This window comes from Aliivibrio salmonicida LFI1238, from assembly GCF_000196495.1.
Taxonomy (GTDB): Bacteria; Pseudomonadota; Gammaproteobacteria; order Enterobacterales; family Vibrionaceae; genus Aliivibrio; species Aliivibrio salmonicida.
Genome location: NC_011312.1, coordinates 1,752,386 through 1,775,269, shown reverse-complemented (window position 1 = coordinate 1,775,269; position 22,884 = coordinate 1,752,386). Strand labels below are relative to the sequence as shown.

Genomic DNA, 22,884 nt, shown 5'->3' with positions numbered 1-22,884 from the left:
TTATGATCTATGTAACAGGAAAAATAAACAATTCTTGTCATAATAGATAATTAACATATTAATAATAAAAGGTAATGGCTATGGATTTTATTGAACGCTTGCAAAGCTTATCTAAGAAAATAGGTGAAGTAGGTGCAACATTAGAAACAGAAGAAGCAACAAAAAACGCATTAATTATGCCGTTTCTTCATTCAGTCCTTGGTTACGATGTATTCGATCCAAGAGAAGTCGTTCCTGAGTTTACTGCAGATACAGGAACAACGAAGGGGGAAAAAGTTGATTACGCACTATTAAAAGATGGCGAAGTTTAAATATTAATTGAATGTAAGAAATTCGGTGATAAATTATCGACGAAACATGCGAATCAATTATTTAGATATTTTTCAGTGACTAATGCTCGTATCGCAATTCTTACAAATGGTGATATTTATGAGTTTTATACAGATCTTGATGCTCCAAATAAAATGGATGAAAAACCATTTTTAACATTAAATATGTCTGATCTTGATGAACATATAGTACCTGAGATCAAAAAATTAACTAAATCAACTTTCGATGTCGATTCTGTTGTTGGTGCGGCTGGTGAGTTGAAATATTTGAATGCGATAAAAAAAGTACTTTCAGAGCAGTTTACAGATCCTGATGAAGAGTTTGTTAAATTCTTTACGTCTAAAGTTTACGACGGTGTTCAAACGCCAAAAGTTAAAGCCCAATTTATGGAAATTACAACAAAAGCTTTAAAGCAATTCTTGAATGACAGTATTAACTATCGTTTAAAGTCAGCTCTTGGTGGTGAAGAACGTCAAATTGATAAAATATCTGTTAATAGTAAAGAACCAATTAAAGAAGAAACTGTTGAAGTAGAAGAACAAAGTAAAATATTAACAACACAAGATGAGCTAGATGGTTTTAATATTATAAAAGCGATTCTTCGTAGTAAATTGGATGTATCTCGTATTACTCACAGAGATACACAAAGTTATTTTGGTATATTACTTGATGATAATAACCGAAAGCCACTTTGTCGCTTACATTTTAATGCAAAGCAAAAGTACTTAGGGGTTGTAGGGGAAGATAGAAAAGAAATTCGCCATCCTATCGATAGCCTAGATGATTTATTCATTCACACTGAGTTATTACTAGAAACCGCATCTAAATTTGAGTAGATCAAATAAAAGATAAATAGGGAGTTAAACGCTCCCTATTTTTTATTTGATATTAATAGGTTCTTCTAGAGCCTAAATCCTTACCTACGGGGGGACACCCCGAGGAATGAAAATTTTTCGGGCTCTATGGTCACCACCAACAGGCTAGTAATATTGATGGCGGTCGCATTATTTTGACCTTTTCGTGATGCGTAACGGTTAATATTTTGCAGGCATAATATGCATAAGTGTCTCCCATTCTATCTTAGGACCTTTATCGATATAACTAACTTGAAATATAGGTGATAAAAGAGATGTGATCTTAACTAAGGTCTCGTTTGGAAGTATATTTACAATTGTTTGATTGTTTGATTGCTAGATTGAATTTGCTTATATGGTGATGATGAACCATCCGGCCAGTAGATGTGATTATTTTTGAAGCTAAAACCATATTTTTTTAGCTCTTGAATTTGCTGCCATGGTAAAAGAACTAATCGTTGGTAATTAATCGGCCAAGTCGTATCAGCATTTAAACTTTCAGTATTTTCATATATGTAATTATATATAAGGTCAAAATGACCGTTAATAACAGATTGTCCAATGTTATCAAAAATCGTATGAACTCTTGGATCATCAATGAAAGTAGTGCGTTTAAAGCTAGATGTGTGTTTGAATTTTGCATTTTTTGAAATTAGTAATTTCTTTAAAAGTGGTTCATGATTTTCTATGACATTTTTATCTTTTGGAAATGAATTTAAAAATGTATTGATTTTTTCATGACTCAATTTACCAGATGACTTTAACTCGTCGATGTTTTTATTTATACCATTGCTGATTATCTCAATTATCTCAATTATTTCGATTCTTTTATCTTTTACCTTATCCATAGCTAGAGAGTGGAGTAGGCATAAGTCATTGATTTTTTGATGGTTAACTAAGTGACTTGTTATGTCTGAAATACTTTTAAGTAAATTGTTTATTTTATCTAAATCACTTAGTTTATATTTTGACATGAAATCTAAATTAATGGTACTGCTGTCATCTTTTACTAAAACACACACCTTATATATGAATAGCATAGATAAACCCTTAATCAGGTATTGGTTATGCATTTCACCTGTGCGAGACATTAATAAGTCATCGCGATCTAGTGATATTAATGAGTTGAAAATATCTTGAATACTATTTGGCAGTAATTCACATGTTAGCATGTTTATTTCTGATGACATTGGGTTTTTAAGTTCGCAAATATCAATTAACAATCCTGTATCATATTTAGATATCTTTGAAATGAAAATGTGTATGTTTTTGAACGCCATTTTTTGAAAGTTATAATCATTTATTTTATTTTCAAATGATTTCAATATGTCATCATCATCACCTTTTTTTTGGGTAAATGACGCCGGAGCTATTTCTTTTATTTTTTTATAATCAAAAGTTAAACTTTCATTATTTAATGTTTCTTCTATGTAATTTGATAACTCGATTAATTTTGAATATTCATGGTTATTAACTTTATAATCGTTAAAGTAATAAATAAGTTCATTTGTAGTGATAATACCAAACCCTAAACTGGATATTAATTCGCTATATAAATTAACGATGCTATCTTTATTATCACTATCAATGCATATATCTGTGAGCTGATTGAAATGTTCAATTAGAGCTTTACCTAGACCGCTAGGCCAAGTTGTTATATATGTAAAGTTCATATATATACGGCCAGTAAGTAAAGGTTTGTAATTGTCAGTTCTTCGAGATTCAATACTATTTACTATATAACATATTGATTTTAAAAGATATGAATATTTTTCTTCCTTTACAACTAGTCCCTGGACAAAATGTATATACCAACAAGCCACATTTTTGTACTTATCGTCGTTAGATAAAATAGGGGTGGAACATAATATTTTTTCTAAACCATTAATGTATGTATTTATGATGTTTGTATCAATTGATTCTTGATTATTAATAATGCTAAATCCAAGATCAGTAAAATTATCACTTAAATCTAAATATGAAGAGTCAGATGCTATCATATAGGATTCATAATCGCTTAATATGGAAATTTCTAAATTTGAATATGTTTCATTTTTTAGGTCTATATTTTTTGATATTATTTTTTCTAATACCTTTAATACCTTTAGACATATCATAAGTATAACTTAAATATCTTAATGAAATATTAATGATAATTATAAATGTAATGAGGATAATAACTGTGGATATAATGAAGAAAAAGTCATTAAAAAGTGGAGTTAACACTTTGTAACAAAGTATACATATAAAATATATGAATATACTCTTGTTTAATAACTTTGGATGAATAGGTGAATTTGTTTCTATGAAGTCTATTAAATGGTCTGATTTGTATTTTTCAGAAGCCCATTGAAAAGTCTGCTGGGCAAGTGGCAATGCGATAGCTGCTAAAGCTGCAAAGATAGCAATCGTATCTGTAAGATGAGAAAAAATATTGCCTCTAAGTAAATGGATATAGGAATCAAATGAACTTCCTAGATAAAGGTCTTTAAAGATATCTATAGTTTTATTCAATGTCATACTTCTTTTGTTAGATTGCTATGAAGTTTATACACTAAAGTGTCCTGAGTGCGTCCTAGCTTAGATTGATTCTACTATTTTTCTTTATACATCAACATATTAATTTTTATGGCTCACAACCAAAGAAGAAGAAACTTGGTGCGTTATCCTGCGGCATAAATGTGTCCAATTAATAGCAATGCATTAATTATCAGAGATCTATCACATAATCGCAAGGCATTAGAAGAATAAGCGAGATGAAAATTTACAGAGGGCTTTGTTTGATTGATGTTCCATTTATTAAATAGATAGTATTGCGATATAAAACCACAGAAAGGCTATCATTTTACGTTTTGAATCCGCATGTAATCGCAAGGCATTCGAAAAATAAACTAAATAAAAGGGATTATTGAATTGATATGAAGGCGAGATCATAATCCTCGTAGGTTAATGATTAAGCAAATTGTTGTAATTTAAAGGTAATTTTTGTTCCATCTTTAAAAATCGTGTCTTAAAAATGCAAATTTGAAATAATTTGAAATAATTTGAAATATTTAGGTGTCTAATTTGCAAATCATAACCTATATTTATGTTGAACAAGAACTTGGTTCGAGATAAAAATTTTCATTTAAATCAAGTAATAATAAGGATATAGGGATAATTATGAATAAATATATGGCAGAATTTATAGGCACGTTTTGGCTCGTGCTAGGTGGTTGTGGTAGTGCAGTATTGGCGGCTGGCTTTCCAGAGCTAGGTATTGGCTTTGTCGGTGTCGCACTTGCGTTTGGTCTAACAGTATTAACGATGGCATTTGCTATTGGACATATTTCTGGTTGCCATTTAAACCCTGCCGTTTCTATAGGCCTTTGGGTTGGCGGACGTTTTGATGCAAAAGATCTCGTTCCTTACATTATCTCACAAGTTTTAGGCGGGATTGCTGCGGGTGGTATTTTATACTTAATCGCAAGTGGTCAAGCTGGCTTTGATTTAGCGGGTGGTTTTGCATCAAATGGTTTTGGTGAACATTCTCCTGGTGGCTACACAATGATGTCAGCACTTATCATCGAAGTTGTCTTAACTGCGATGTTCCTAATTGTGATTATGGGTGCGACAGATAGCCGTGCTCCAGCAGGTTTTGCTCCTATTGCGATTGGTTTGTGTCTAACACTTATTCACTTAATCAGTATTCCTGTAACAAACACTTCTGTTAACCCTGCGCGTAGTACTGCTGTTGCAGTTTATGTTGGTGATTGGGCTACATCTCAACTTTGGTTGTTCTGGGTTGCTCCAATTGTAGGTGCCATATTGGGTGCGTTAATCTACAAAGTAATCGCTAAAGAAGAAGCATAATTTAGAACGTACTTTTTAGATGTAATATGTAAAAACAAAAATGCCGATGTTTATCATCGGCATTTTTATATCTACTGCTTATTTTCTGCACGTTACTTTTGATTCATCTGTTCCATTTCAGCTAAATCGTATTCTCGAATATCGATTTTAGCGTAATCATTGCAGTCCACACACGCGTAGTATTTCGCACCGTCACAATATTGATGCTGTAAAACCATTGCTGGCTTTTTACACCAGTCACAGTGACCTTCTAAGTTAAACATAATACCTTCTCTTTTTTTATTCTTTGAATTTCACATGAATTATATTTTACATTTATTTAACATGTGAAAGTGTGGTGCATTATATAGAGAACTTATTGTTTGTAAAGGAACCTATGTGTTTATCGTCGGCTTCATTTTTTAATCTTTTGATACGCTTTGTTAATTTCGGTAAGCATCACACCATCGGTTCCGTGATCGGGGTGGTGGAGTTGAGCTAATTTTCGGTATTGTTTTTTAAGATCATCAAGAGAGCTTGAAGAAACAACCCCTAATAATTGAAAAGGAGTAAAGTGGGGGAATGAAGCTTGCTTTGAGGCATCAAGTTCAATGCTTAACCGTTTTATGGTGACTTCTTGTGCTTCAGTTCGGATTTTAAGGTTGTCGTTGCTGTCTTGCAGATGTTTGATTTTTTCATTATGGAGCGTTTTTTCAAATGTGCTGTTCGTAGGTACATTCTTTTTTTGTAATAGGAATGTTCGTCTTAGTTTTATGAGTAAAAATCCAAGAATAACGAGCATGATTGAAATTAACAGATAACCGGCCAACATGATCAATCTGGTTGGTTTTTCCATTTGTGTGATGATAATTGTTTTTGGTTCTGGAGTAAGTTCGGCAACTTTAGGTGCTATTGGCTCTGCGAGTGTCGGATCTGCAATTTCTTTAGTGGTCTTAGGATTATGCTGTTGTGCGGCTAATTCGGCTAGCACACGTTTATAACCAAGCATGGCTTCACCGTGACCATTATGAGAGGCAATTTGGTACCACAGAGAGGCATTATATAAATCGACTTTGCCTGCTAAGCCGTATTCGTAAATCTCACCTAAATAGAATTGAGAAGGCGGGTGATTTTGTGTGGCTGCACGAGTAAACCAATAAATTGCTTGTTTGGAATCTTGAGCAATGCCATAGCCGTTCTTATAGATCTGACCAAGGTTAAACTGTGCTGTGGTGTTATCTTGCATCGCCGCTTGTTTATACCATTGAATGGCATGATCAATATTGATAGGCCGGTTTGTTCCTGCTTCATATTCCATAGCCAATTTAACTTGTGCGCGAGCATCACCTAATTCAGCTTTTTCTTCGAGAGAATCAGCATGGGCGGTAAAACTAAGCAGTAAAACAACAGTAAGTAGAATTGAACGGATCATAAATATAAAATTATTAACAATAAAAAGACGGCAACAGTGTAGCTATAGGGCGATAGGAAAGTAAAGATAAAAGGATAAGTAAGGAGGCATGTCATTTATCGCTTTAGGATTATCAACCATTGATGGAAGGCTATGGTAATGTATTTCTTTAAGAAAAACACAATCTAACGGCAATGTAGGAGTAGAGTCAGTATGGATGAGCAGACAATAGAGCAGGGATTAAAAGCACTCTGTCTGATAGATAAAGATCTTGAAGCCGCAGTAAAAACTCAAGGTTACCCATCGCCAAGAGTGAACCCTCATGGATTTGAGGCTTTTTTATCTATTATCGTCAGCCAACAACTGTCAACTAAAGTGGCGGCGGTGATAATGGGTCGTTTGGTTGCGTTATTAAAAGAGGTCACTCCAGAAAGGCTCTTGAGCATTGAAGAGCAAAACCTTCGTGATGTTGGTTTATCTTGGCGTAAGATTGAATATGCAAAAGGGCTAGCCTTAGCCGTTCAATCGGGAAACCTTGATATTGATGGCTTAGAGTCATTAAGTGATGAAGATGCTATCAGTGCTATAACCAGTTTAAAGGGGTTTGGTCGTTGGAGTGCTGAGATTTATTTGATGTTTTCATTAGGACGACAAGATATTTTTCCCGCTGATGATTTAGGGGTATTGATAGCATTAGGAAGACTGAAAGGACTTACTGATAAACCAACACCAAAACAAGCGAGAGAAATGGTAGGGCATTGGCAACCATGGAGAAGTGTCGGCTCGTTATTTCTTTGGCAGTATTATCATCAAGATGCCTAAATCTCCAAGTAAACAATAGGACTACTAAGTGTGGGCGTTTTGTAAGCGTGCGGGGAACTACACCTTGTCTTTTACATTCCAAGGTAAAAGTGAATCGATATCTGGCGATCCAACACATAAACGATCTAGACAATACCTAATATAATCGTAAGGGATTAATCCGTTTGCCTTTGCTGTTTCTACAATGCTGTAAAGCATTGCACTTGAATCTGCACCAGCCGTTGAACCCGAAAATAACCAGTTTTTCCGGCCGATAACAAACGGTTTAACCGCTCGCTCTGCTCGATTGTTATCAATAGATAACAATCCATCATCAATATAACGAACTAATTTATCCCATTGATTTAATGTATAGCTAATCGCCTCACCTAATTTTGTTTTAGGTGATACTCGACTAACTGCGCTATCAAGCCAATCACGGAGCTCTTTAAGTAAATCGCGGGCTTCTGTCTGCCTAGCAACATACTTGGCTTCAGGGGAAGCCTCTTTTAATAACGATTCGATCCGGTATAGCTTTTGGATTTTACTCAATACCCAATCTGCACTCCCTGTTTTCCCTTTTACTTGAACACGTTGAGCCTCAATAAATCGTCGACGTGCGTGTGCCCAACAGCCAACTAAAATCGCTTCAGTTTGTTCATAACCTTGGTAACCATCGGTATGTAAATACCCGTTATAACCTTTTAAAAAGTTAACTGGATGGTAGCCATGCCTGCTAGATTGATAATCATAAAGTACAATTCCAGGCAAAACACCAGAGCCTGGAGAATCATAGCCAGAGCAGTAGACCCACATATAACATTTTGCTTTTTCAACATCCAACACATTTACCGTTGTTTCATCACAATGCAGAGTGGGTTGTTCAAGCAAAATACGATGTAACTCGTTATTAAGAGGGGTAAATAGTACCGAGCATTTTATTAACCAATCCGCCATCGTTCGCCGTCCAATAATGATACCCCATTGCTGAAATAACGTTTCTTGACGATAAAGTGGAAGACTGTATTGAAATTTAGCCGTAATAATTTGAGCAAGTAAACTTGCGGTCGCAATCCCTTTAGGGATTGGTGACGCTGGCATTGGGGCTTGTTTAATGTCTACTGAAGTATTGTTTTTTTCACAATTTCGGCAAGCATATTTAGGACGAACATGTTGAATAACTTCCACTTTAGCTGGTACAAATTCCAACTTTTCACTGATGTCTTTACCCATCGCATGCATCTCTAGACCGCAACACTTACAAGTTTTATCTTTTATGTCGTGGATAATAACAGTACGCGGTAAGTCTTCAGGTAAGCGTTGGCGTTTTGGCTTTTGACGAGTGTAGGTAATCGTTTGTGTGTCATCATTTTCAATGATGATTTCTTCTTCTGTTTCATTGAATAAATCAAATTGAGTCGAGTCAGATTCACTGCTTTTACCAAAGCGCTGATGTTGAGCCAGTCGAAATTGCTCTAGAAGACGGTTATATTTATTTTCAAGCTGAAGCACAAGTGCTTTCAGCTCGTCAATGGTATCAGGAAGTGGTTTTATTTTATCAGTCATGTAGATGACTATATAACGATAATACAGGTAATCAATCGGTTGCCTCCTATTCTTGACTGAGAATCAACTATTTAAAGGGTTGTTTGATAATGTACCGGTTGATGTCCTAAGATATCAAAACCTTGTAATAGCAGTGTCAGTTGCTGCTCTGATAATGCTAACGTATCGTTATTTATATTTCGTGGCCATTTGAAGCGGTCTTCATCTAATCGCTTGTACCATAAAGCGAATCCTGTTTTATCCCAATACAATATTTTGAGTTTATCACGAGGCTTATTGCAAAATATAAATAGAGCATCACTAAACGGTGATAGTTGCATTTCTTGCTCAACAATCACGACAAGGCCATTAATGGCCTTGCGAAAATCGACAAAATCACGATGAAGATAAATGGTGGAAACATCAGTAAATACATTCATGATTGATACCCTTTTAATAAGAGTCCTATCCAGTGAGGTTCAGTAGCTGGCAATGTTAATCGCAATTTTCCGATAGAAAGTTGAATATCTGGTAATTGTGGAGTGGCGATGATAGTTGATGTTAACGCTTCTACTTTCAAGAAAGTAGAAGCGTTAATCTTTTGTTTCCATCGTGCTTTACGTGCACTAAATGTCTTTGGCAGAATATTATGGTTACTACAAAATTCAGCGGCACTAAGCTTGCTAGATTGCTGAGATTCAAATAGAGCGTGCCATTGCTCTGGTGTTCTCTTTTTATCTTTTTGCATAATTACGTTCTCGTTAAATGAAAGATCGTAAGATACGCATAATGAATTTTATTTGTTAGGTGTAGTTCCCCGCACGCTTACGGCGTTTTTGTGGTGGGGAGTAGGTTGATCGGTAAGAAAAAGGGCGTATGAGTTTCCTCTATACGCCCTAAATTCACTTCTTGTTTAGTGAGCCTTTATGTTGAGTTAAGGTATTATTTTACCTCTTCAAACTCAGCATCAATGACATCATCTTCTTGCTTGGGTTGTGCTCCTGCTTCAGCACTTTGTTGTGCTTGGGCTTTTTGCTGAGCGATTTCCATTAGCTTTTGTGCTGCTTGACCTAGCTCTTGAGTTTTCGTATCGATTGCGTCTTTATCATCACCAGATTTAACGCTTTCTAGTGCTTTGATTGCCGCGTCGATTTTTTCTTTCTCGTCAGCTGGAAGTGCATCGCCTGCTTCTTCAACTTGTTTCTTAGTGCCGTGGATCATCTGATCCGCTTGGTTGCGAGCAACAACTAATTCTTCGAACTTTTTGTCCGCGTCTTTATTCGCTTCGGCTTCTTGTACCATTGCTTCGATTTCTTCAGGTGTTAGACCGCCAGACGCTTGGATAGTGATCTTTTGTTCTTTACCCGTTGTTTTATCTTTTGCTGATACGTTTAAGATACCATCTGCATCTAGATCGAAAGTGACTTCGATTTGTGCCATGCCACGCGGTGCTGCTTGGATCCCTTCTAGGTTAAATTGACCCAGAGACTTGTTGTAGGTCGCTTGCTTACGCTCACCTTGAAGTACGTGGATTGTTACCGCACTTTGGTTATCTTCAGCCGTTGAGAACGTTTGATCCGCTTTAGTTGGGATTGTTGTGTTTTTCTCAATAAGCTTCGTCATAACACCACCCATCGTTTCGATACCGAAAGAAAGAGGAGTAACATCTAAAAGAAGTACATCCTTAACATCACCAGACAATACGCCAGCTTGAACGGCTGCACCCATTGCGACGGCTTCATCAGGGTTTACATCACGACGCGCTTCTTTACCAAAGAATTCAGCCACTTTAGCTTGAACCATAGGCATACGTGTTTGCCCGCCAACGAGAATAACATCAGTGATCCCATCGATTGATAAACCCGCATCTGCTAGAGCCACTTTTAGCGGTTCAAGCGTACGAACCACTAAGTCTTCAACTAGAGATTCGAGTTTTGCACGAGTCACTTTAACATTCATGTGCTTAGGACCCGTTGCATCAGCCGTAACATAAGGAAGGTTTACGTCCGTTTGTTGAGCTGAAGACAATTCAATCTTTGCTTTTTCTGCCGCTTCTTTCACTCGTTGCATAGCCAGTGGATCATTTTTAAGGTTGATACCTTGTTCTTTTTTGAACTCGTCAACTAAGAAATTGATCATACGGTTATCGAAATCTTCACCACCTAGGTGAGTATCGCCGTTTGTCGCTAACACTTCGAAAGTTTGCTCGCCATCAACATTATCGATTTCAATAATTGAAATATCGAAGGTACCACCACCAAGGTCGTATACTGCGATAGTGCGATCTCCGCCTTTTTTGTCTAGACCGTAAGCTAGCGCTGCTGCTGTTGGTTCATTGATGATACGTTTCACTTCAAGACCGGCAATACGACCTGCATCTTTCGTTGCTTGACGCTGAGCATCGTTAAAGTAAGCAGGAACCGTTATTACGGCACCAGTGACTTCTTCACCTAGGAAATCTTCGGCTGTTTTCTTCATTTTCTTCAGAATTTCAGCAGACACTTGAGGAGCCGCCATTTTTTGGCCTCGCGCTTCAACCCAAGCATCACCGTTATCAGCTTTAACGATTTTGTACGGCATGATTTCGATATCGCGTTGTACTTCTTCGTCTTCAAAACGACGACCGATAAGACGCTTAATCGCAAATAATGTATTTTGTGGGTTAGTAATTGCTTGACGTTTTGCAGGTTGGCCTACAAGTGTTTCGCCATCTGTGTAGGCAACTACCGATGCAGTTGTGCGTTCGCCTTCCGCATTTTCTAAGATACGTGGAGTGTCGCCATCTAAAACAGCAACACAAGAATTCGTTGTACCTAGGTCGATACCAATGATTTTACCCATAATAATTTTTCCTTTTGATTCGCATTAGTTATTTTAATGCAAATAATTTTAAATAAGATGTTTTTTATCGGCGTAAATCTAGCGTTAATTTACGGGTTTACGCCGTTCTCAATGAAATATGATGATGCTTACTACCGCTAATAAATAGGTGAGCGCTGTATTTTAATAGTAAATACAATGCGTTATTACTGCCTAAGATTAGCGATAATGGGTGTTATTTGTTGATTGAAATCTTACGTGCTTGCATCGGTTCTGGTACTTCTCGAACAAGATCGATATGAAGTAATCCATTTTCCATGCTTGCGGCAGAAACAGTCATATAATCAGCAAGTTGAAATTTTCGTTCAAAGTTGCGCTCTGCAATGCCTTGATAGACGTAAGTGGGTTTTATTTCAGATGAGGTAATTTCACCTGACACAATCAGCATATGTTCATTTTGAGAAATCGTTAACGAATCTTCAGAGAAACCAGCAACAGCCATTGTAATACGGTAGTTGTTCTCGTCTTTCTGTTCGATGTTATAGGGTGGGTAACCACTTTGAGATGGTTTGTTAGCGCTGTTCTCTACAAGGTTAAACAGGCGATCAAAACCAATGGCATGACGGTATAGGGGAGAGAAGTCGATATTACGCATAATACTATCCTTTTAAATAAGCAATAGTTCTCGACGCACTAAGCGAAGAGAAAGAACACATATTCAGAGTCTGTATATGACTCATTAATGACATATGGTTCAACAGTTAAATTGTAGAAACCTTATCTCTGTTTTATCAGTATGAGTGTTTCAATCTGATAACGTTTTGTTCCCTGTATAAGGCGAACCAGTTATCAATGAATTCCAAATGGCAATTCATGTAATTAATATATGCTTCCTAGGTTTGGGTGTCAACACTTAGATTAGAAAATTTAATGATTATTTTTGTGATGGCTAGTTTTTGAATGTTGATAACGTTATTGTACTTTGAAAATATCTTTAAAACGTAAGGATAATTTATGACAAGAAAAATAGTATTGGTGATTTTAACTGTTATTTTGTTAGTTGTAGCTGCTGGGATTTATCGTTTTAATTTCACTAATGATGATATTTATGTAGTGCAAGCTGATGATCAAGTCGTTCCTTTTGATACAACAAACAACGTAGATCCCAAGAATAACGTCATGCTAATGTTATTTAGCTTTGATATCGATCGCGACTGGCAGATCCAATTGCCTGATTCTGAAGCGAAAGCGCCTTTAACCGATCTCAGAGAGTATGACGATCTTCATCTTGCTACAGGGAAATACCAAGATGGTGATGAGCATGGTTTAGTCAGTTTAGATTACTATAACATCACCCCTTTACATCTTGGCAATATTGACGATGAAATGGTTTTCTCTGCGCCATTTTCTGTTTCAAACCAAGGTTCTGGAATATTTTGGTACTTGGGACTATTTAAATTAAATACGAATACAGGTGAGATTGGACAAATAGATACCTTCTTTCTTGGAGACAGAATAAAATTGGAAGAATTGAAACCAGAGGAACCTTTTGATGTTACTTCCAGCCTCCATGTGATTTATTTTAAGCATAGTCCGCAACAAAGCATGGCTGAGGCACCAAATGAAAAAGTAGAGCAGTTTATAAAAGTATCGATTGAAGCCTTTCAGGATAAACAGTGAATGTAACGTTGATAACTGCGGTTATTAAGATGAGAATTAGGCGTGGCGTAACTGAGGTTTAATCCATTGATTGAGTTTCGGTAACGTCTTAAATTGAATCTGGTTTAAGTTCAACGCAAAAGGTATCGTTTGTTTATCCGCAATTAAAAACCCGACTTGTTTGACGTCGTCAGCAACAAGTTCAGGAGCATCACTAAGTAGTCGTCCTCTAAAGACAGCCTGAAAGTCTGTTAAGTTAAATACCTTTTTCTGCGGCTTTCCCTTTGTGGTGGAAAATTCGTGTTTGTAGTGAATAGGGGATCCGTCTTTCCACGTTGTTAGCCTTAATTGGTAGATGCGTCCATCACCAATGAACATCAGTTCGACCGTGTTCATTTCTTTGGGGAGAGGTTCAATTGAGCGTTTTATCGAACTGAAGCCTCCATTATTGACGAGGGACAATTCACCTTGAAATTGAGACGATTTACCGTCATAGGTGAGTCGTCCCATTGAAATTCCGCCCATCACGTTGTCATTTACCGCTAACCACTTTTGATACTCTGTAGGCTTTGTAAAATCAATCATGCTTAGCCCTCTTTATCATAATGATTTGCTGTAATCATTGCCAAGCATTGTTTAGTAAAATCAGAGTAGTTTGATGACTTGTCGAATTCTATTTTAAGTGAGCCATGGAACATTAGCGTGACGGTAACATCTCTGTAGCCTAACCAGCAGGTGTAACCATCGTAATCATGCCACGCATACACTTCGCCGACGAAATATTTATCATCCAGTAGGTCGCCAGATGAACGAATACAATCGAATACTCTGAGAAAGTCTTTCGTGGTAAGTTTGTTGTCCATAGGCAACTCCTGTCTCGTATGTGATGGGAACAATATGTTGTCCTAAACTAACTACGATTGATCTCCATATTTAGATCACCAAGAGTATGTAGGTTACTAATAAAAAAATGGATGCAGTCCAATCAACGGCATCCATTATTGTTTTAAATTATAGGTACATCTTTAGTCTATTTGTAAGCGTGCGGGGAACTACACCTTGTCTTTTACATTCCAAGGTAAAAGTGAATCGATATCTGGCGATCCAACACATAAACGATCTAGACAATACCTAATATAATCGTAAGGGATTAATCCGTTTGCCTTTGCTGTTTCTACAATGCTGTAAAGCATTGCACTTGAATCTGCACCAGCCGTTGAACCCGAAAATAACCAGTTTTTCCGGCCGATAACAAACGGTTTAACCGCTCGCTCTGCTCGATTGTTATCAATAGATAACAATCCATCATCAATATAACGAACTAATTTATCCCATTGATTTAATGTATAGCTAATCGCCTCACCTAATTTTGTTTTAGGTGATACTCGACTAACTGCGCTATCAAGCCAATCACGGAGCTCTTTAAGTAAATCGCGGGCTTCTGTCTGCCTAGCAACATACTTGGCTTCAGGGGAAGCCTCTTTTAATAACGATTCGATCCGGTATAGCTTTTGGATTTTACTCAATACCCAATCTGCACTCCCTGTTTTCCCTTTTACTTGAACACGTTGAGCCTCAATAAATCGTCGACGTGCGTGTGCCCAACAGCCAACTAACATCGCTTCAGTTTGTTCATAACCTTGGTAACCATCGGTATGTAAATACCCGTTATAACCTTTTAAAAAGTTAACTGGATGGTAGCCATGCCTGCTAGATTGATAATCATAAAGTACAATTCCAGGCAAAACACCAGAGCCTGGAGAATCATAGCCAGAGCAGTAGACCCACATATAACATTTTGCTTTTTCAACATCCAACACATTTACCGTTGTTTCATCACAATGCAGAGTGGGTTGTTCAAGCAAAATACGATGTAACTCGTTATTAAGAGGGGTAAATAGTACCGAGCATTTTATTAACCAATCCGCCATCGTTCGCCGTCCAATAATGATACCCCATTGCTGAAATAACGTTTCTTGACGATAAAGTGGAAGACTGTATTGAAATTTAGCCGTAATAATTTGAGCAAGTAAACTTGCGGTCGCAATCCCTTTAGGGATTGGTGACGCTGGCATTGGGGCTTGTTTAATGTCTACTGAAGTATTGTTTTTTTCACAATTTCGGCAAGCATATTTAGGACGAACATGTTGAATAACTTCCACTTTAGCTGGTACAAATTCCAACTTTTCACTGATGTCTTTACCCATCGCATGCATCTCTAGACCGCAACACTTACAAGTTTTATCTTTTATGTCGTGGATAATAACAGTACGCGGTAAGTCTTCAGGTAAGCGTTGGCGTTTTGGCTTTTGACGAGTGTAGGTAATCGTTTGTGTGTCATCATTTTCAATGATGATTTCTTCTTCTGTTTCATTGAATAAATCAAATTGAGTCGAGTCAGATTCACTGCTTTTACCAAAGCGCTGATGTTGAGCCAGCCGAAATTGCTCTAGAAGACGGTTATATTTATTTTCAAGCTGAAGCACAAGTGCTTTCAGCTCGTCAATGGTATCAGGAAGTGGTTTTATTTTATCAGTCATGTAGATGACTATATAACGATAATACAGGTAATCAATCGGTTGCCTCCTATTCTTGACTGAGAATCAACTATTTAAAGGGTTGTTTGATAATGTACCGGTTGATGTCCTAAGATATCAAAACCTTGTAATAGCAGTGTCAGTTGCTGCTCTGATAATGCTAACGTATCGTTATTTATATTTCGTGGCCATTTGAAGCGGTCTTCATCTAATCGCTTGTACCATAAAGCGAATCCTGTTTTATCCCAATACAATATTTTGAGTTTATCACGAGGCTTATTGCAAAATATAAATAGAGCATCACTAAACGGTGATAGTTGCATTTCTTGCTCAACAATCACGACAAGGCCATTAATGGCCTTGCGAAAATCGACAAAATCACGATGAAGATAAATGGTGGAAACATCAGTAAATACATTCATGATTGATACCCTTTTAATAAGAGTCCTATCCAGTGAGGTTCAGTATTAGCTGGCAATGTTAATCGCAATTTTCCGATAGAAAGTTGAATATCTGGTAATTGTGGAGTGGCGATGATAGTTGATGTTAACGCTTCTACTTTCAAGAAAGTAGAAGCGTTAATCTTTTGTTTCCATCGTGCTTTACGTGCACTAAATGTCTTTGGCAGAATATTATGGTTACGACAAAATTCAGCGGCACTAAGCTTGCTAGATTGCTGAGATTCAAATAGAGCGTGCCATTGCTCTGGTGTTCTCTTTTTATCTTTTTGCATAATTACGTTCTCGTTAAATGAAAGATCGTAAGATACGCATAATGAATTTTATTTGTTAGGTGTAGTTCCCCGCACGCTTACCATCATCAAATCAAATAGCACAAGATATCTCGGCATTAGTCTTAAATGAGTTCGAAATACACACGGGTTTTGAGATAAATAGTGATGCAAATTTTGAAAAAATGATGCCTGATTTATTAGTAGGAGAGCTATTTGATAGAAGATTAGGTCTTGGAGCGACAATTTTAGAATACGAAGATATTTTAAATAAAAGAGTTATAAGAAAGAAATTTAAAAATTTGACCCCTCACGCTTATATAGCATCAACTTACTGAAAATAGGGGAGTTGCCCCCCCCTATAAATGTATCTATTATGAAATCATTCGTTCTTTATGCAAATAGATAATTTCTGTGGCCATATCCATTAATAAAACGGCGTTCATAAGGTGATCTTGAGCGTGAACCATCACAATATGAACGGGAAGTTTTCCTTCTCCTTCATCAAATTCAATAAGTCTAGTTTGAATTGAGTGTGCTTCTTTTAATGCCGCTTGCGCACCTTCAATATGCTTATCAGAAAGTTCAAAATTCTTCTGACGAGCGGCTCTCATTGCTTCCATTAATTGGCTACGAGCAGATCCCGCATTAACAAGCAGCATCATTACTTTTTCTTCGTACTCTTCACTATCCATAATTTTAGCCTTAGTCCATCATATCTAATGCTTGAGCGAGGATCTTATCGCCTTTTGTCATGCCGTAATCCATCATGTTGATGAGAGCGATAGGCTTATTATGTTCTTTTGCAATATTGGTGAAGTCATTTATTTTATAAGCGATTTGAGGTGCGATAAGAAAACAATCAAATTCAGTTGCAGCAGAATTAAAATCTTGAGAGCCTTTTGCTTCAATTTCCACATCAATATTTTCTTTCTTTGCGTGCTCAAGCATGCGTTTAACGACTAAGCTAGTAGACATACCCATATCACAAATAAGTAGGATCTTTTTCATTTTAAACTCCAAAATTATACAATAGGTGCAGTAATTCGTGCTTGATAAGCATCTAACCATTCTTGGCTAGCAATGCTGTGTTCTGTGTGCTCACCATTACGAACACACGTATATATCGTTGGTTGTTGCTTATAAGTCGCTACAGAGAACGAGAAGCCATCAATGTTTGTGGCAGCTCCAAATTCACCTTCCTTGTTAATACAAACAACAGAAAGGTCACCAGAGCGGCCATAACGTTCTTTTAGTTTTTTTTCTAAATCATTAACGGTACTTTCAGCCGCTTCTTGTGGTGTCATTCCACTGCCCATACGTCGAACTATTTCATAGCTGACGCAACCTTTCATTAAGTCTTCGCCTAGCCCTGTCGCGGTAGCTGCGCCAATATCACTATCTGCATAGAATCCAGAGCCTGAAATTGGAGAATCACCAACACGGCCAGCACGTTTCATAAATAAGCCACTGGTAGAGGTTGCTACTGATATTTCACCATTAAGATCAACCGCAGCGACACCAACCGTATCATGTCCAGTGTAAGGGGATAATCCTCGGTCTAAGGTTTCTTGACAGCGTTTAGCGTAATGCTGTTTTGCGCGCTCTGTAAGCATGTTTTTTTCTTCAAAGCCATGAGATAACGCCCAACTTTCGGCACCTGAGCCAACCATAAAGCTGTTGAATCGTTCATTACTCAATGCTTCAGCAACGAGTATTGGATTCGCTACGTTCTGTATACTAGCAACAGCACCAATAGCCATTGTTGTCCCATTCATAAAAGCGGCGTCTAATTCAACAACACCGTTTTCATTAGGTAAACCACCATAACCCACACTTTTATAAAAAGGATAATCTTCCACTATTTTTACCGCTTGAATCACCGCTTCTTGTGATGTTTTGCTTTCTTTCAGACGGGCAGCACCATCACTGATCCCATCAAATGCCATACGCCAAGTAGCAATTATTCCCCATTTAGATTCATTCATTATTATGCTCTCTCTAAAGTAGCTTCAGAAGGTGTCGGTTCTTCCGAAACAATAGGGGTTTCTTGAGAACGGTATTGTTTATCAATAATTCGTAAAAATGGTAAGTAAATCATGGCACCAATCGCCAGATTAATTACCTGCATTACAGCGCCAGAAATACTAGCTGTTACAATAAAACCAGAGAAGACCGCAGGCAAAGTCCAAGGGATAAAGACGCCAGTCGTTGTGGCAACTAAGCCTGATGACATTGCAATGTACTGTGTTGTAATTAATATCATTGGAACAAGATTAAAAGGGATCAACATGATTGGGTTCATTATGATTGGTAGGCCAAACAGAACGGGTTCATTAATGTTGAAAATTGATGAGCCAATGGCTAACTTACCCACTTGGCGTACATGTTGAGATCGAGCAAAGAGTAATACTGCAATCATAAGTGATAATGTAGCGCCTGCTCCTCCCATCCAAATAAGATCGAAGAATTGCTCTGTAATTACGTGTGGGGGAGTTAATCCATTAGCGACAGCTGTTAGGTTGTCTTGTTGGTTTTCTGCCCATATAGGACGCATGATCCCGTTAACCATAGAACCACTGTTAATACCAACAGACCATAATAATGTAATAGCCAGACCGGTAAGCATTGCCCCAAAATAAGAGGTACCAAAAGAGCGAATAGGGGTTGCGACCATGTCATAAATGAATTGGTGAATAGTGCCATACTCAGTGGTTGCAAAACTTAATCGAATAGCTAAAGCAAGGCACATAATTACGGTAGCAGGAACTAAAGCAGCAAAGGATTTTTCAACCGCAGGAGGCACACCGTCAGGCATTTTTATTGTGATTTTTCGGTCAATAAACCATTTGAATATTTCAGTCCAAACTAATGCACCAATCATAGCAACAAATAAGCCACGGGAGCCTAACCATTCTGTTGGGATCACAGTACCAATATCAGGATCGTTCGCAAAAGGGGTCAATATAAAAAAGCGGATAGGGAAAGGATACCTGTCGAAATTTTGTCTAAATTATAACGTTCAGCGAGACGGTAAGCGACTAAGAATGAAATAAATATGGACATACCAGAGAAGATAACTGAAAACGGAATTTCAATGTTATTTCCCCAGTTTTCGCCAAACATAGAGATCATAAATTCTTTGTATGCAGTACTAGGAAAAGAACTGATAACTAAAAGAATTGAGCCAACAATGATGAATGGCATAAATGAAATATACGCATCACGGATGGCACCTAAATGGCGTTGCTGTGCGACTTTACCAGCGATTGGCATCAGTCTACTTTCAATAAAACTCATGACACTTTTCATAAGAACCTACTTTAGTAATATTAAGTTGCAATCATGTGGAACTATTTTTTTGTTTATATGATGCTATCAACATATTAAAAGCTAAAACAAGGTGTATGTCACACTTGTAATTTTATTAGTTTCACATGATTACTTTATTTATTTGTAAGCGTGCGGGGAACTACACCTTGTCTTTTACATTCCAAGGTAAAAGTGAATCGATATCTGGCGATCCAACACATAAACGATCTAGACAATACCTAATATAATCGTAAGGGATTAATCCGTTTGCCTTTGCTGTTTCTACAATGCTGTAAAGCATTGCACTTGAATCTGCACCAGCCGTTGAACCCGAAAATAACCAGTTTTTCCGGCCGATAACAAACGGTTTAACCGCTCGCTCTGCTCGATTGTTATCAATAGATAACAATCCATCATCAATATAACGAACTAATTTATCCCATTGATTTAATGTATAGCTAATCGCCTCACCTAATTTTGTTTTAGGTGATACTCGACTAACTGCGCTATCAAGCCAATCACGGAGCTCTTTAAGTAAATCGCGGGCTTCTGTCTGCCTAGCAACATACTTGGCTTCAGGGGAAGCCTCTTTTAATAACGATTCGATCCGGTATAGCTTTTGGATTTTACTCAATACCCAATCTGCACTCCCTGTTTTCCCTTTTACTTGAACACGTTGAGCCTCAATAAATCGTCGACGTGCGTGTGCCCAACAGCCAACTAAAATCGCTTCAGTTTGTTCATAACCTTGGTAACCATCGGTATGTAAATACCCGTTATAACCTTTTAAAAAGTTAACTGGATGGTAGCCATGCCTGCTAGATTGATAATCATAAAGTACAATTCCAGGCAAAACACCAGAGCCTGGAGAATCATAGCCAGAGCAGTAGACCCACATATAACATTTTGCTTTTTCAACATCCAACACATTTACCGTTGTTTCATCACAATGCAGAGTGGGTTGTTCAAGCAAAATACGATGTAACTCGTTATTAAGAGGGGTAAATAGTACCGAGCATTTTATTAACCAATCCGCCATCGTTCGCCGTCCAATAATGATACCCCATTGCTGAAATAACGTTTCTTGACGATAAAGTGGAAGACTGTATTGAAATTTAGCCGTAATAATTTGAGCAAGTAAACTTGCGGTCGCAATCCCTTTAGGGATTGGTGACGCTGGCATTGGGGCTTGTTTAATGTCTACTGAAGTATTGTTTTTTTCACAATTTCGGCAAGCATATTTAGGACGAACATGTTGAATAACTTCCACTTTAGCTGGTACAAATTCCAACTTTTCACTGATGTCTTTACCCATCGCATGCATCTCTAGACCGCAACACTTACAAGTTTTATCTTTTATGTCGTGGATAATAACAGTACGCGGTAAGTCTTCAGGTAAGCGTTGGCGTTTTGGCTTTTGACGAGTGTAGGTAATCGTTTGTGTGTCATCATTTTCAATGATGATTTCTTCTTCTGTTTCATTGAATAAATCAAATTGAGTCGAGTCAGATTCACTGCTTTTACCAAAGCGCTGATGTTGAGCCAGTCGAAATTGCTCTAGAAGACGGTTATATTTATTTTCAAGCTGAAGCACAAGTGCTTTCAGCTCGTCAATGGTATCAGGAAGTGGTTTTATTTTATCAGTCATGTAGATGACTATATAACGATAATACAGGTAATCAATCGGTTGCCTCCTATTCTTGACTGAGAATCAACTATTTAAAGGGTTGTTTGATAATGTACCGGTTGATGTCCTAAGATATCAAAACCTTGTAATAGCAGTGTCAGTTGCTGCTCTGATAATGCTAACGTATCGTTATTTATATTTCGTGGCCATTTGAAGCGGTCTTCATCTAATCGCTTGTACCATAAAGCGAATCCTGTTTTATCCCAATACAATATTTTGAGTTTATCACGAGGCTTATTGCAAAATATAAATAGAGCATCACTAAACGGTGATAGTTGCATTTCTTGCTCAACAATCACGACAAGGCCATTAATGGCCTTGCGAAAATCGACAAAATCACGATGAAGATAAATGGTGGAAACATCAGTAAATACATTCATGATTGATACCCTTTTAATAAGAGTCCTATCCAGTGAGGTTCAGTAGCTGGCAATGTTAATCGCAATTTTCCGATAGAAAGTTGAATATCTGGTAATTGTGGAGTGGCGATGATAGTTGATGTTAACGCTTCTACTTTCAAGAAAGTAGAAGCGTTAATCTTTTGTTTCCATCGTGCTTTACGTGCACTAAATGTCTTTGGCAGAATATTATGGTTACTACAAAATTCAGCGGCACTAAGCTTGCTAGATTGCTGAGATTCAAATAGAGCGTGCCATTGCTCTGGTGTTCTCTTTTTATCTTTTTGCATAATTACGTTCTCGTTAAATGAAAGATCGTAAGATACGCATAATGAATTTTATTTGTTAGGTGTAGTTCCCCGCACGCTTACATTTATTTCGGTTGTGATTAAGATCAAAATATTACTTTGAGCTAGCTAAAGGTGATCAATTTGATAGATTCTTTCATGAAAAAGAGGACTTTGGAGGTTGGTCGAGTAAGCTGGGCGTTTAGGTGTATCAAATAACCTAATAGCGATAAAGTATGATCAAGGGTTGAAAACATTATTTTCGTTACAGTACTTTATTGAACTCTTTTGTATCATAAGCTCCATCTCCAAATATTTCAGACTTCTTGAATCAATGACTATATGACGAACGCTGCCCCGAGACTTTACTTCTATCATCTTTGAACGCTTGCGAATTCAAGTATAGTCAGGGGATGCTAACGGTACTTCCATTAGTTTGAAAATCGAGTTAATAAAGCTCTGAAACGTATTCAGGGAGGGAAAATATCCCTTTTATCATCAGTGCGGTCTCTATAGCAATATTTGAATACTGAAAGCCTCTGCCGTACTTGCCATGATATGTCGTACATTTCCATGTTTCAGCTGCTGAATCGTCAATCAAGAATGTAGTTTTAGGAAAAGGTTTAATTAACTCAGGTAACAACACTCTAACCAATATCTAACTAACCTGAATTCTGGATAA

At 37.3% G+C, this 22,884-nt stretch carries 26 protein-coding genes and 2 pseudogenes; 5 read left to right on the top strand and 23 right to left on the bottom strand.

Features of this window, described 5'->3' with window-relative positions:
- Positions 1-80 precede the first annotated feature (80 nt).
- Positions 81-1,166, top strand: a pseudogene (locus tag VSAL_RS08885) (type I restriction endonuclease).
- Between the two features lie 329 nt (positions 1,167-1,495).
- Here VSAL_RS08885 and VSAL_RS08880 read toward each other — a convergent pair.
- Together VSAL_RS08880 and VSAL_RS08875 are read right to left on the bottom strand one after the other, a co-directional pair.
- Positions 1,496-3,184: a hypothetical protein gene (locus tag VSAL_RS08880; protein ID WP_012550299.1), complete on the bottom strand. Its 1,689-nt coding sequence runs from the start codon at positions 3,182-3,184 to the stop codon at positions 1,496-1,498.
- A 49-nt stretch (positions 3,185-3,233) separates the two neighbouring features.
- The gene (locus VSAL_RS08875) at positions 3,234-3,698 is read right to left on the bottom strand and encodes a hypothetical protein (RefSeq protein ID WP_129546047.1); all 465 of its coding nucleotides are present in this window, start codon (positions 3,696-3,698) and stop codon (positions 3,234-3,236) included.
- A 648-nt stretch (positions 3,699-4,346) separates the two neighbouring features.
- Between VSAL_RS08875 and aqpZ the strand changes: the two genes are divergently transcribed.
- On the top strand, positions 4,347-5,036 hold the full coding sequence (aqpZ, locus tag VSAL_RS08870; RefSeq protein WP_012550297.1) for an aquaporin Z: 690 nt from the start codon (positions 4,347-4,349) through the stop codon (positions 5,034-5,036).
- Positions 5,037-5,128: 92 nt separating this feature from the next.
- Here aqpZ and VSAL_RS23650 read toward each other — a convergent pair whose 3' ends face one another.
- Positions 5,129-5,299, bottom strand: a complete 171-nt coding sequence (locus tag VSAL_RS23650; protein WP_012550296.1) for a hypothetical protein — start codon at positions 5,297-5,299, stop codon at positions 5,129-5,131.
- Between the two features lie 131 nt (positions 5,300-5,430).
- On the bottom strand, positions 5,431-6,447 hold the full coding sequence (locus tag VSAL_RS08865; RefSeq protein WP_012550295.1) for a J domain-containing protein: 1,017 nt from the start codon (positions 6,445-6,447) through the stop codon (positions 5,431-5,433).
- 192 nt (positions 6,448-6,639) lie between these two features.
- Between VSAL_RS08865 and VSAL_RS08860 the strand changes: the two genes are divergently transcribed.
- Positions 6,640-7,248 carry a DNA-3-methyladenine glycosylase family protein gene (locus VSAL_RS08860; protein WP_012550294.1) on the top strand — a complete coding sequence of 203 codons (609 nt, stop codon included), beginning with the start codon at positions 6,640-6,642 and terminating at the stop codon, positions 7,246-7,248.
- A 57-nt stretch (positions 7,249-7,305) separates the two neighbouring features.
- Here the strand turns inward: VSAL_RS08860 and VSAL_RS08855 are convergent, their stop codons facing one another.
- The 5 genes from VSAL_RS08855 to VSAL_RS08835 all read right to left on the bottom strand — a co-directional run bounded on the left by VSAL_RS08855 (position 7,306) and on the right by VSAL_RS08835 (position 12,247).
- Positions 7,306-8,793 (bottom strand): IS66-like element ISVsa2 family transposase, encoded by a 1,488-nt coding sequence (locus VSAL_RS08855; RefSeq protein ID WP_012549008.1) that lies wholly within the window; start codon positions 8,791-8,793, stop codon positions 7,306-7,308.
- Between the two features lie 71 nt (positions 8,794-8,864).
- Positions 8,865-9,212: an IS66 family insertion sequence element accessory protein TnpB gene (gene tnpB / locus VSAL_RS08850; protein WP_012548924.1), complete on the bottom strand. Its 348-nt coding sequence runs from the start codon at positions 9,210-9,212 to the stop codon at positions 8,865-8,867.
- Positions 9,209-9,520 carry an IS66 family insertion sequence element accessory protein TnpA gene (gene tnpA, locus VSAL_RS08845; protein ID WP_012549601.1) on the bottom strand — a complete coding sequence of 104 codons (312 nt, stop codon included), beginning with the start codon at positions 9,518-9,520 and terminating at the stop codon, positions 9,209-9,211. The genes tnpB (VSAL_RS08850) and tnpA (VSAL_RS08845) overlap by 4 nt, the downstream gene beginning before the upstream one ends.
- Before the next feature lie 194 nt (positions 9,521-9,714).
- Positions 9,715-11,613 carry a molecular chaperone DnaK gene (dnaK, locus tag VSAL_RS08840; protein ID WP_012550293.1) on the bottom strand — a complete coding sequence of 633 codons (1,899 nt, stop codon included), beginning with the start codon at positions 11,611-11,613 and terminating at the stop codon, positions 9,715-9,717.
- A gap of 214 nt (positions 11,614-11,827) precedes the next feature.
- On the bottom strand, positions 11,828-12,247 hold the full coding sequence (locus tag VSAL_RS08835; RefSeq protein ID WP_012550292.1) for an Hsp20 family protein: 420 nt from the start codon (positions 12,245-12,247) through the stop codon (positions 11,828-11,830).
- A gap of 359 nt (positions 12,248-12,606) precedes the next feature.
- Between VSAL_RS08835 and VSAL_RS08830 the strand changes: the two genes are divergently transcribed.
- The gene (locus VSAL_RS08830; RefSeq protein WP_012550291.1) at positions 12,607-13,272 is read left to right on the top strand and encodes a hypothetical protein; all 666 of its coding nucleotides are present in this window, start codon (positions 12,607-12,609) and stop codon (positions 13,270-13,272) included.
- 36 nt (positions 13,273-13,308) lie between these two features.
- Here the strand turns inward: VSAL_RS08830 and VSAL_RS08825 are convergent, their stop codons facing one another.
- The 5 genes from VSAL_RS08825 to tnpA (VSAL_RS08805) all read right to left on the bottom strand — a co-directional run bounded on the left by VSAL_RS08825 (position 13,309) and on the right by tnpA (VSAL_RS08805) (position 16,521).
- Positions 13,309-13,836, bottom strand: a complete 528-nt coding sequence (locus tag VSAL_RS08825) for a CIA30 family protein (protein WP_012550290.1) — start codon at positions 13,834-13,836, stop codon at positions 13,309-13,311.
- Between the two features lie 2 nt (positions 13,837-13,838).
- Positions 13,839-14,114, bottom strand: coding sequence for a DUF3081 domain-containing protein (locus tag VSAL_RS08820; RefSeq protein WP_012550289.1), 276 nt, complete (start codon positions 14,112-14,114; stop codon positions 13,839-13,841).
- A gap of 189 nt (positions 14,115-14,303) precedes the next feature.
- Positions 14,304-15,791, bottom strand: a complete 1,488-nt coding sequence (locus tag VSAL_RS08815) for an IS66-like element ISVsa2 family transposase (protein WP_012549088.1) — start codon at positions 15,789-15,791, stop codon at positions 14,304-14,306.
- A 71-nt stretch (positions 15,792-15,862) separates the two neighbouring features.
- Complete coding sequence (gene tnpB / locus VSAL_RS08810; protein ID WP_012548924.1) at positions 15,863-16,210, bottom strand: IS66 family insertion sequence element accessory protein TnpB; 348 nt, start codon at positions 16,208-16,210, stop codon at positions 15,863-15,865.
- Entirely contained in the window at positions 16,207-16,521 is a 315-nt protein-coding gene (gene tnpA / locus VSAL_RS08805; RefSeq protein WP_012548925.1) for an IS66 family insertion sequence element accessory protein TnpA, read from the bottom strand. Before tnpA (VSAL_RS08805) ends, tnpB (VSAL_RS08810) begins: the two co-directional genes overlap by 4 nt.
- A gap of 182 nt (positions 16,522-16,703) precedes the next feature.
- Between tnpA (VSAL_RS08805) and VSAL_RS23525 the strand changes: the two genes are divergently transcribed.
- A complete protein-coding gene (locus VSAL_RS23525; RefSeq protein ID WP_158306879.1) occupies positions 16,704-16,856 on the top strand; it encodes a hypothetical protein in 153 nt (50 codons plus the stop codon).
- Between the two features lie 36 nt (positions 16,857-16,892).
- On the opposite strand, the gene VSAL_RS08800 is transcribed toward VSAL_RS23525, so the two are convergent.
- The 9 genes and pseudogenes from VSAL_RS08800 to VSAL_RS23835 all read right to left on the bottom strand — a co-directional run.
- Positions 16,893-17,213, bottom strand: a complete 321-nt coding sequence (locus tag VSAL_RS08800) for a PTS lactose/cellobiose transporter subunit IIA (protein WP_012550288.1) — start codon at positions 17,211-17,213, stop codon at positions 16,893-16,895.
- 10 nt (positions 17,214-17,223) lie between these two features.
- Positions 17,224-17,529 (bottom strand): PTS sugar transporter subunit IIB, encoded by a 306-nt coding sequence (locus tag VSAL_RS08795; RefSeq protein WP_012550287.1) that lies wholly within the window; start codon positions 17,527-17,529, stop codon positions 17,224-17,226.
- 14 nt (positions 17,530-17,543) lie between these two features.
- A complete protein-coding gene (locus tag VSAL_RS08790) occupies positions 17,544-18,506 on the bottom strand; it encodes a N(4)-(beta-N-acetylglucosaminyl)-L-asparaginase (RefSeq protein WP_012550286.1) in 963 nt (320 codons plus the stop codon).
- Between the two features lie 2 nt (positions 18,507-18,508).
- Positions 18,509-19,483, bottom strand: a complete 975-nt coding sequence (locus VSAL_RS08785) for a PTS sugar transporter subunit IIC (protein WP_269447605.1) — start codon at positions 19,481-19,483, stop codon at positions 18,509-18,511.
- Positions 19,480-19,830: a PTS transporter subunit EIIC gene (locus tag VSAL_RS24075; protein WP_269447604.1), complete on the bottom strand. Its 351-nt coding sequence runs from the start codon at positions 19,828-19,830 to the stop codon at positions 19,480-19,482. Before VSAL_RS24075 ends, VSAL_RS08785 begins: the two co-directional genes overlap by 4 nt.
- Positions 19,831-19,990: 160 nt before the next feature.
- Positions 19,991-21,478 carry an IS66-like element ISVsa2 family transposase gene (locus VSAL_RS08780; RefSeq protein WP_012549008.1) on the bottom strand — a complete coding sequence of 496 codons (1,488 nt, stop codon included), beginning with the start codon at positions 21,476-21,478 and terminating at the stop codon, positions 19,991-19,993.
- 71 nt (positions 21,479-21,549) lie between these two features.
- The gene (gene tnpB / locus VSAL_RS08775; RefSeq protein WP_012548924.1) at positions 21,550-21,897 is read right to left on the bottom strand and encodes an IS66 family insertion sequence element accessory protein TnpB; all 348 of its coding nucleotides are present in this window, start codon (positions 21,895-21,897) and stop codon (positions 21,550-21,552) included.
- Entirely contained in the window at positions 21,894-22,205 is a 312-nt protein-coding gene (tnpA, locus tag VSAL_RS08770; RefSeq protein WP_012549601.1) for an IS66 family insertion sequence element accessory protein TnpA, read from the bottom strand. The genes tnpB (VSAL_RS08775) and tnpA (VSAL_RS08770) overlap by 4 nt, the downstream gene beginning before the upstream one ends.
- Positions 22,206-22,485: 280 nt before the next feature.
- Positions 22,486-22,809 (bottom strand): annotated as a pseudogene (locus VSAL_RS23835) (transposase); the annotation flags it as partial.
- Between the last annotated feature and the right edge of the window lie 75 nt (positions 22,810-22,884).

Coding starts and splice junctions, on each gene's coding strand:
- VSAL_RS08880 (WP_012550299.1), bottom strand. CDS start 3,184: ATGATAGCATCTGACTCTTCATATTTAGATTTAAGTGATAATTTTACT.
- aqpZ (WP_012550297.1), top strand. CDS start 4,347: ATGAATAAATATATGGCAGAATTTATAGGCACGTTTTGGCTCGTGCTA.
- VSAL_RS23650 (WP_012550296.1), bottom strand. CDS start 5,299: ATGTTTAACTTAGAAGGTCACTGTGACTGGTGTAAAAAGCCAGCAATG.
- VSAL_RS08865 (WP_012550295.1), bottom strand. CDS start 6,447: ATGATCCGTTCAATTCTACTTACTGTTGTTTTACTGCTTAGTTTTACC.
- VSAL_RS08860 (WP_012550294.1), top strand. CDS start 6,640: ATGGATGAGCAGACAATAGAGCAGGGATTAAAAGCACTCTGTCTGATA.
- VSAL_RS08855 (WP_012549008.1), bottom strand. CDS start 8,793: ATGACTGATAAAATAAAACCACTTCCTGATACCATTGACGAGCTGAAA.
- tnpB (WP_012548924.1), bottom strand. CDS start 9,212: ATGAATGTATTTACTGATGTTTCCACCATTTATCTTCATCGTGATTTT.
- tnpA (WP_012549601.1), bottom strand. CDS start 9,520: ATGCAAAAAGATAAAAAGAGAACACCAGAGCAATGGCACGCTCTATTT.
- dnaK (WP_012550293.1), bottom strand. CDS start 11,613: ATGGGTAAAATCATTGGTATCGACCTAGGTACAACGAATTCTTGTGTT.
- VSAL_RS08835 (WP_012550292.1), bottom strand. CDS start 12,247: ATGCGTAATATCGACTTCTCTCCCCTATACCGTCATGCCATTGGTTTT.
- VSAL_RS08830 (WP_012550291.1), top strand. CDS start 12,607: ATGACAAGAAAAATAGTATTGGTGATTTTAACTGTTATTTTGTTAGTT.
- VSAL_RS08825 (WP_012550290.1), bottom strand. CDS start 13,836: ATGATTGATTTTACAAAGCCTACAGAGTATCAAAAGTGGTTAGCGGTA.
- VSAL_RS08820 (WP_012550289.1), bottom strand. CDS start 14,114: ATGGACAACAAACTTACCACGAAAGACTTTCTCAGAGTATTCGATTGT.
- VSAL_RS08815 (WP_012549088.1), bottom strand. CDS start 15,791: ATGACTGATAAAATAAAACCACTTCCTGATACCATTGACGAGCTGAAA.
- tnpB (WP_012548924.1), bottom strand. CDS start 16,210: ATGAATGTATTTACTGATGTTTCCACCATTTATCTTCATCGTGATTTT.
- tnpA (WP_012548925.1), bottom strand. CDS start 16,521: ATGCAAAAAGATAAAAAGAGAACACCAGAGCAATGGCACGCTCTATTT.
- VSAL_RS23525 (WP_158306879.1), top strand. CDS start 16,704: ATGATGCCTGATTTATTAGTAGGAGAGCTATTTGATAGAAGATTAGGT.
- VSAL_RS08800 (WP_012550288.1), bottom strand. CDS start 17,213: ATGGATAGTGAAGAGTACGAAGAAAAAGTAATGATGCTGCTTGTTAAT.
- VSAL_RS08795 (WP_012550287.1), bottom strand. CDS start 17,529: ATGAAAAAGATCCTACTTATTTGTGATATGGGTATGTCTACTAGCTTA.
- VSAL_RS08790 (WP_012550286.1), bottom strand. CDS start 18,506: ATGAATGAATCTAAATGGGGAATAATTGCTACTTGGCGTATGGCATTT.
- VSAL_RS24075 (WP_269447604.1), bottom strand. CDS start 19,830: ATGAAAAGTGTCATGAGTTTTATTGAAAGTAGACTGATGCCAATCGCT.
- VSAL_RS08780 (WP_012549008.1), bottom strand. CDS start 21,478: ATGACTGATAAAATAAAACCACTTCCTGATACCATTGACGAGCTGAAA.
- tnpB (WP_012548924.1), bottom strand. CDS start 21,897: ATGAATGTATTTACTGATGTTTCCACCATTTATCTTCATCGTGATTTT.
- tnpA (WP_012549601.1), bottom strand. CDS start 22,205: ATGCAAAAAGATAAAAAGAGAACACCAGAGCAATGGCACGCTCTATTT.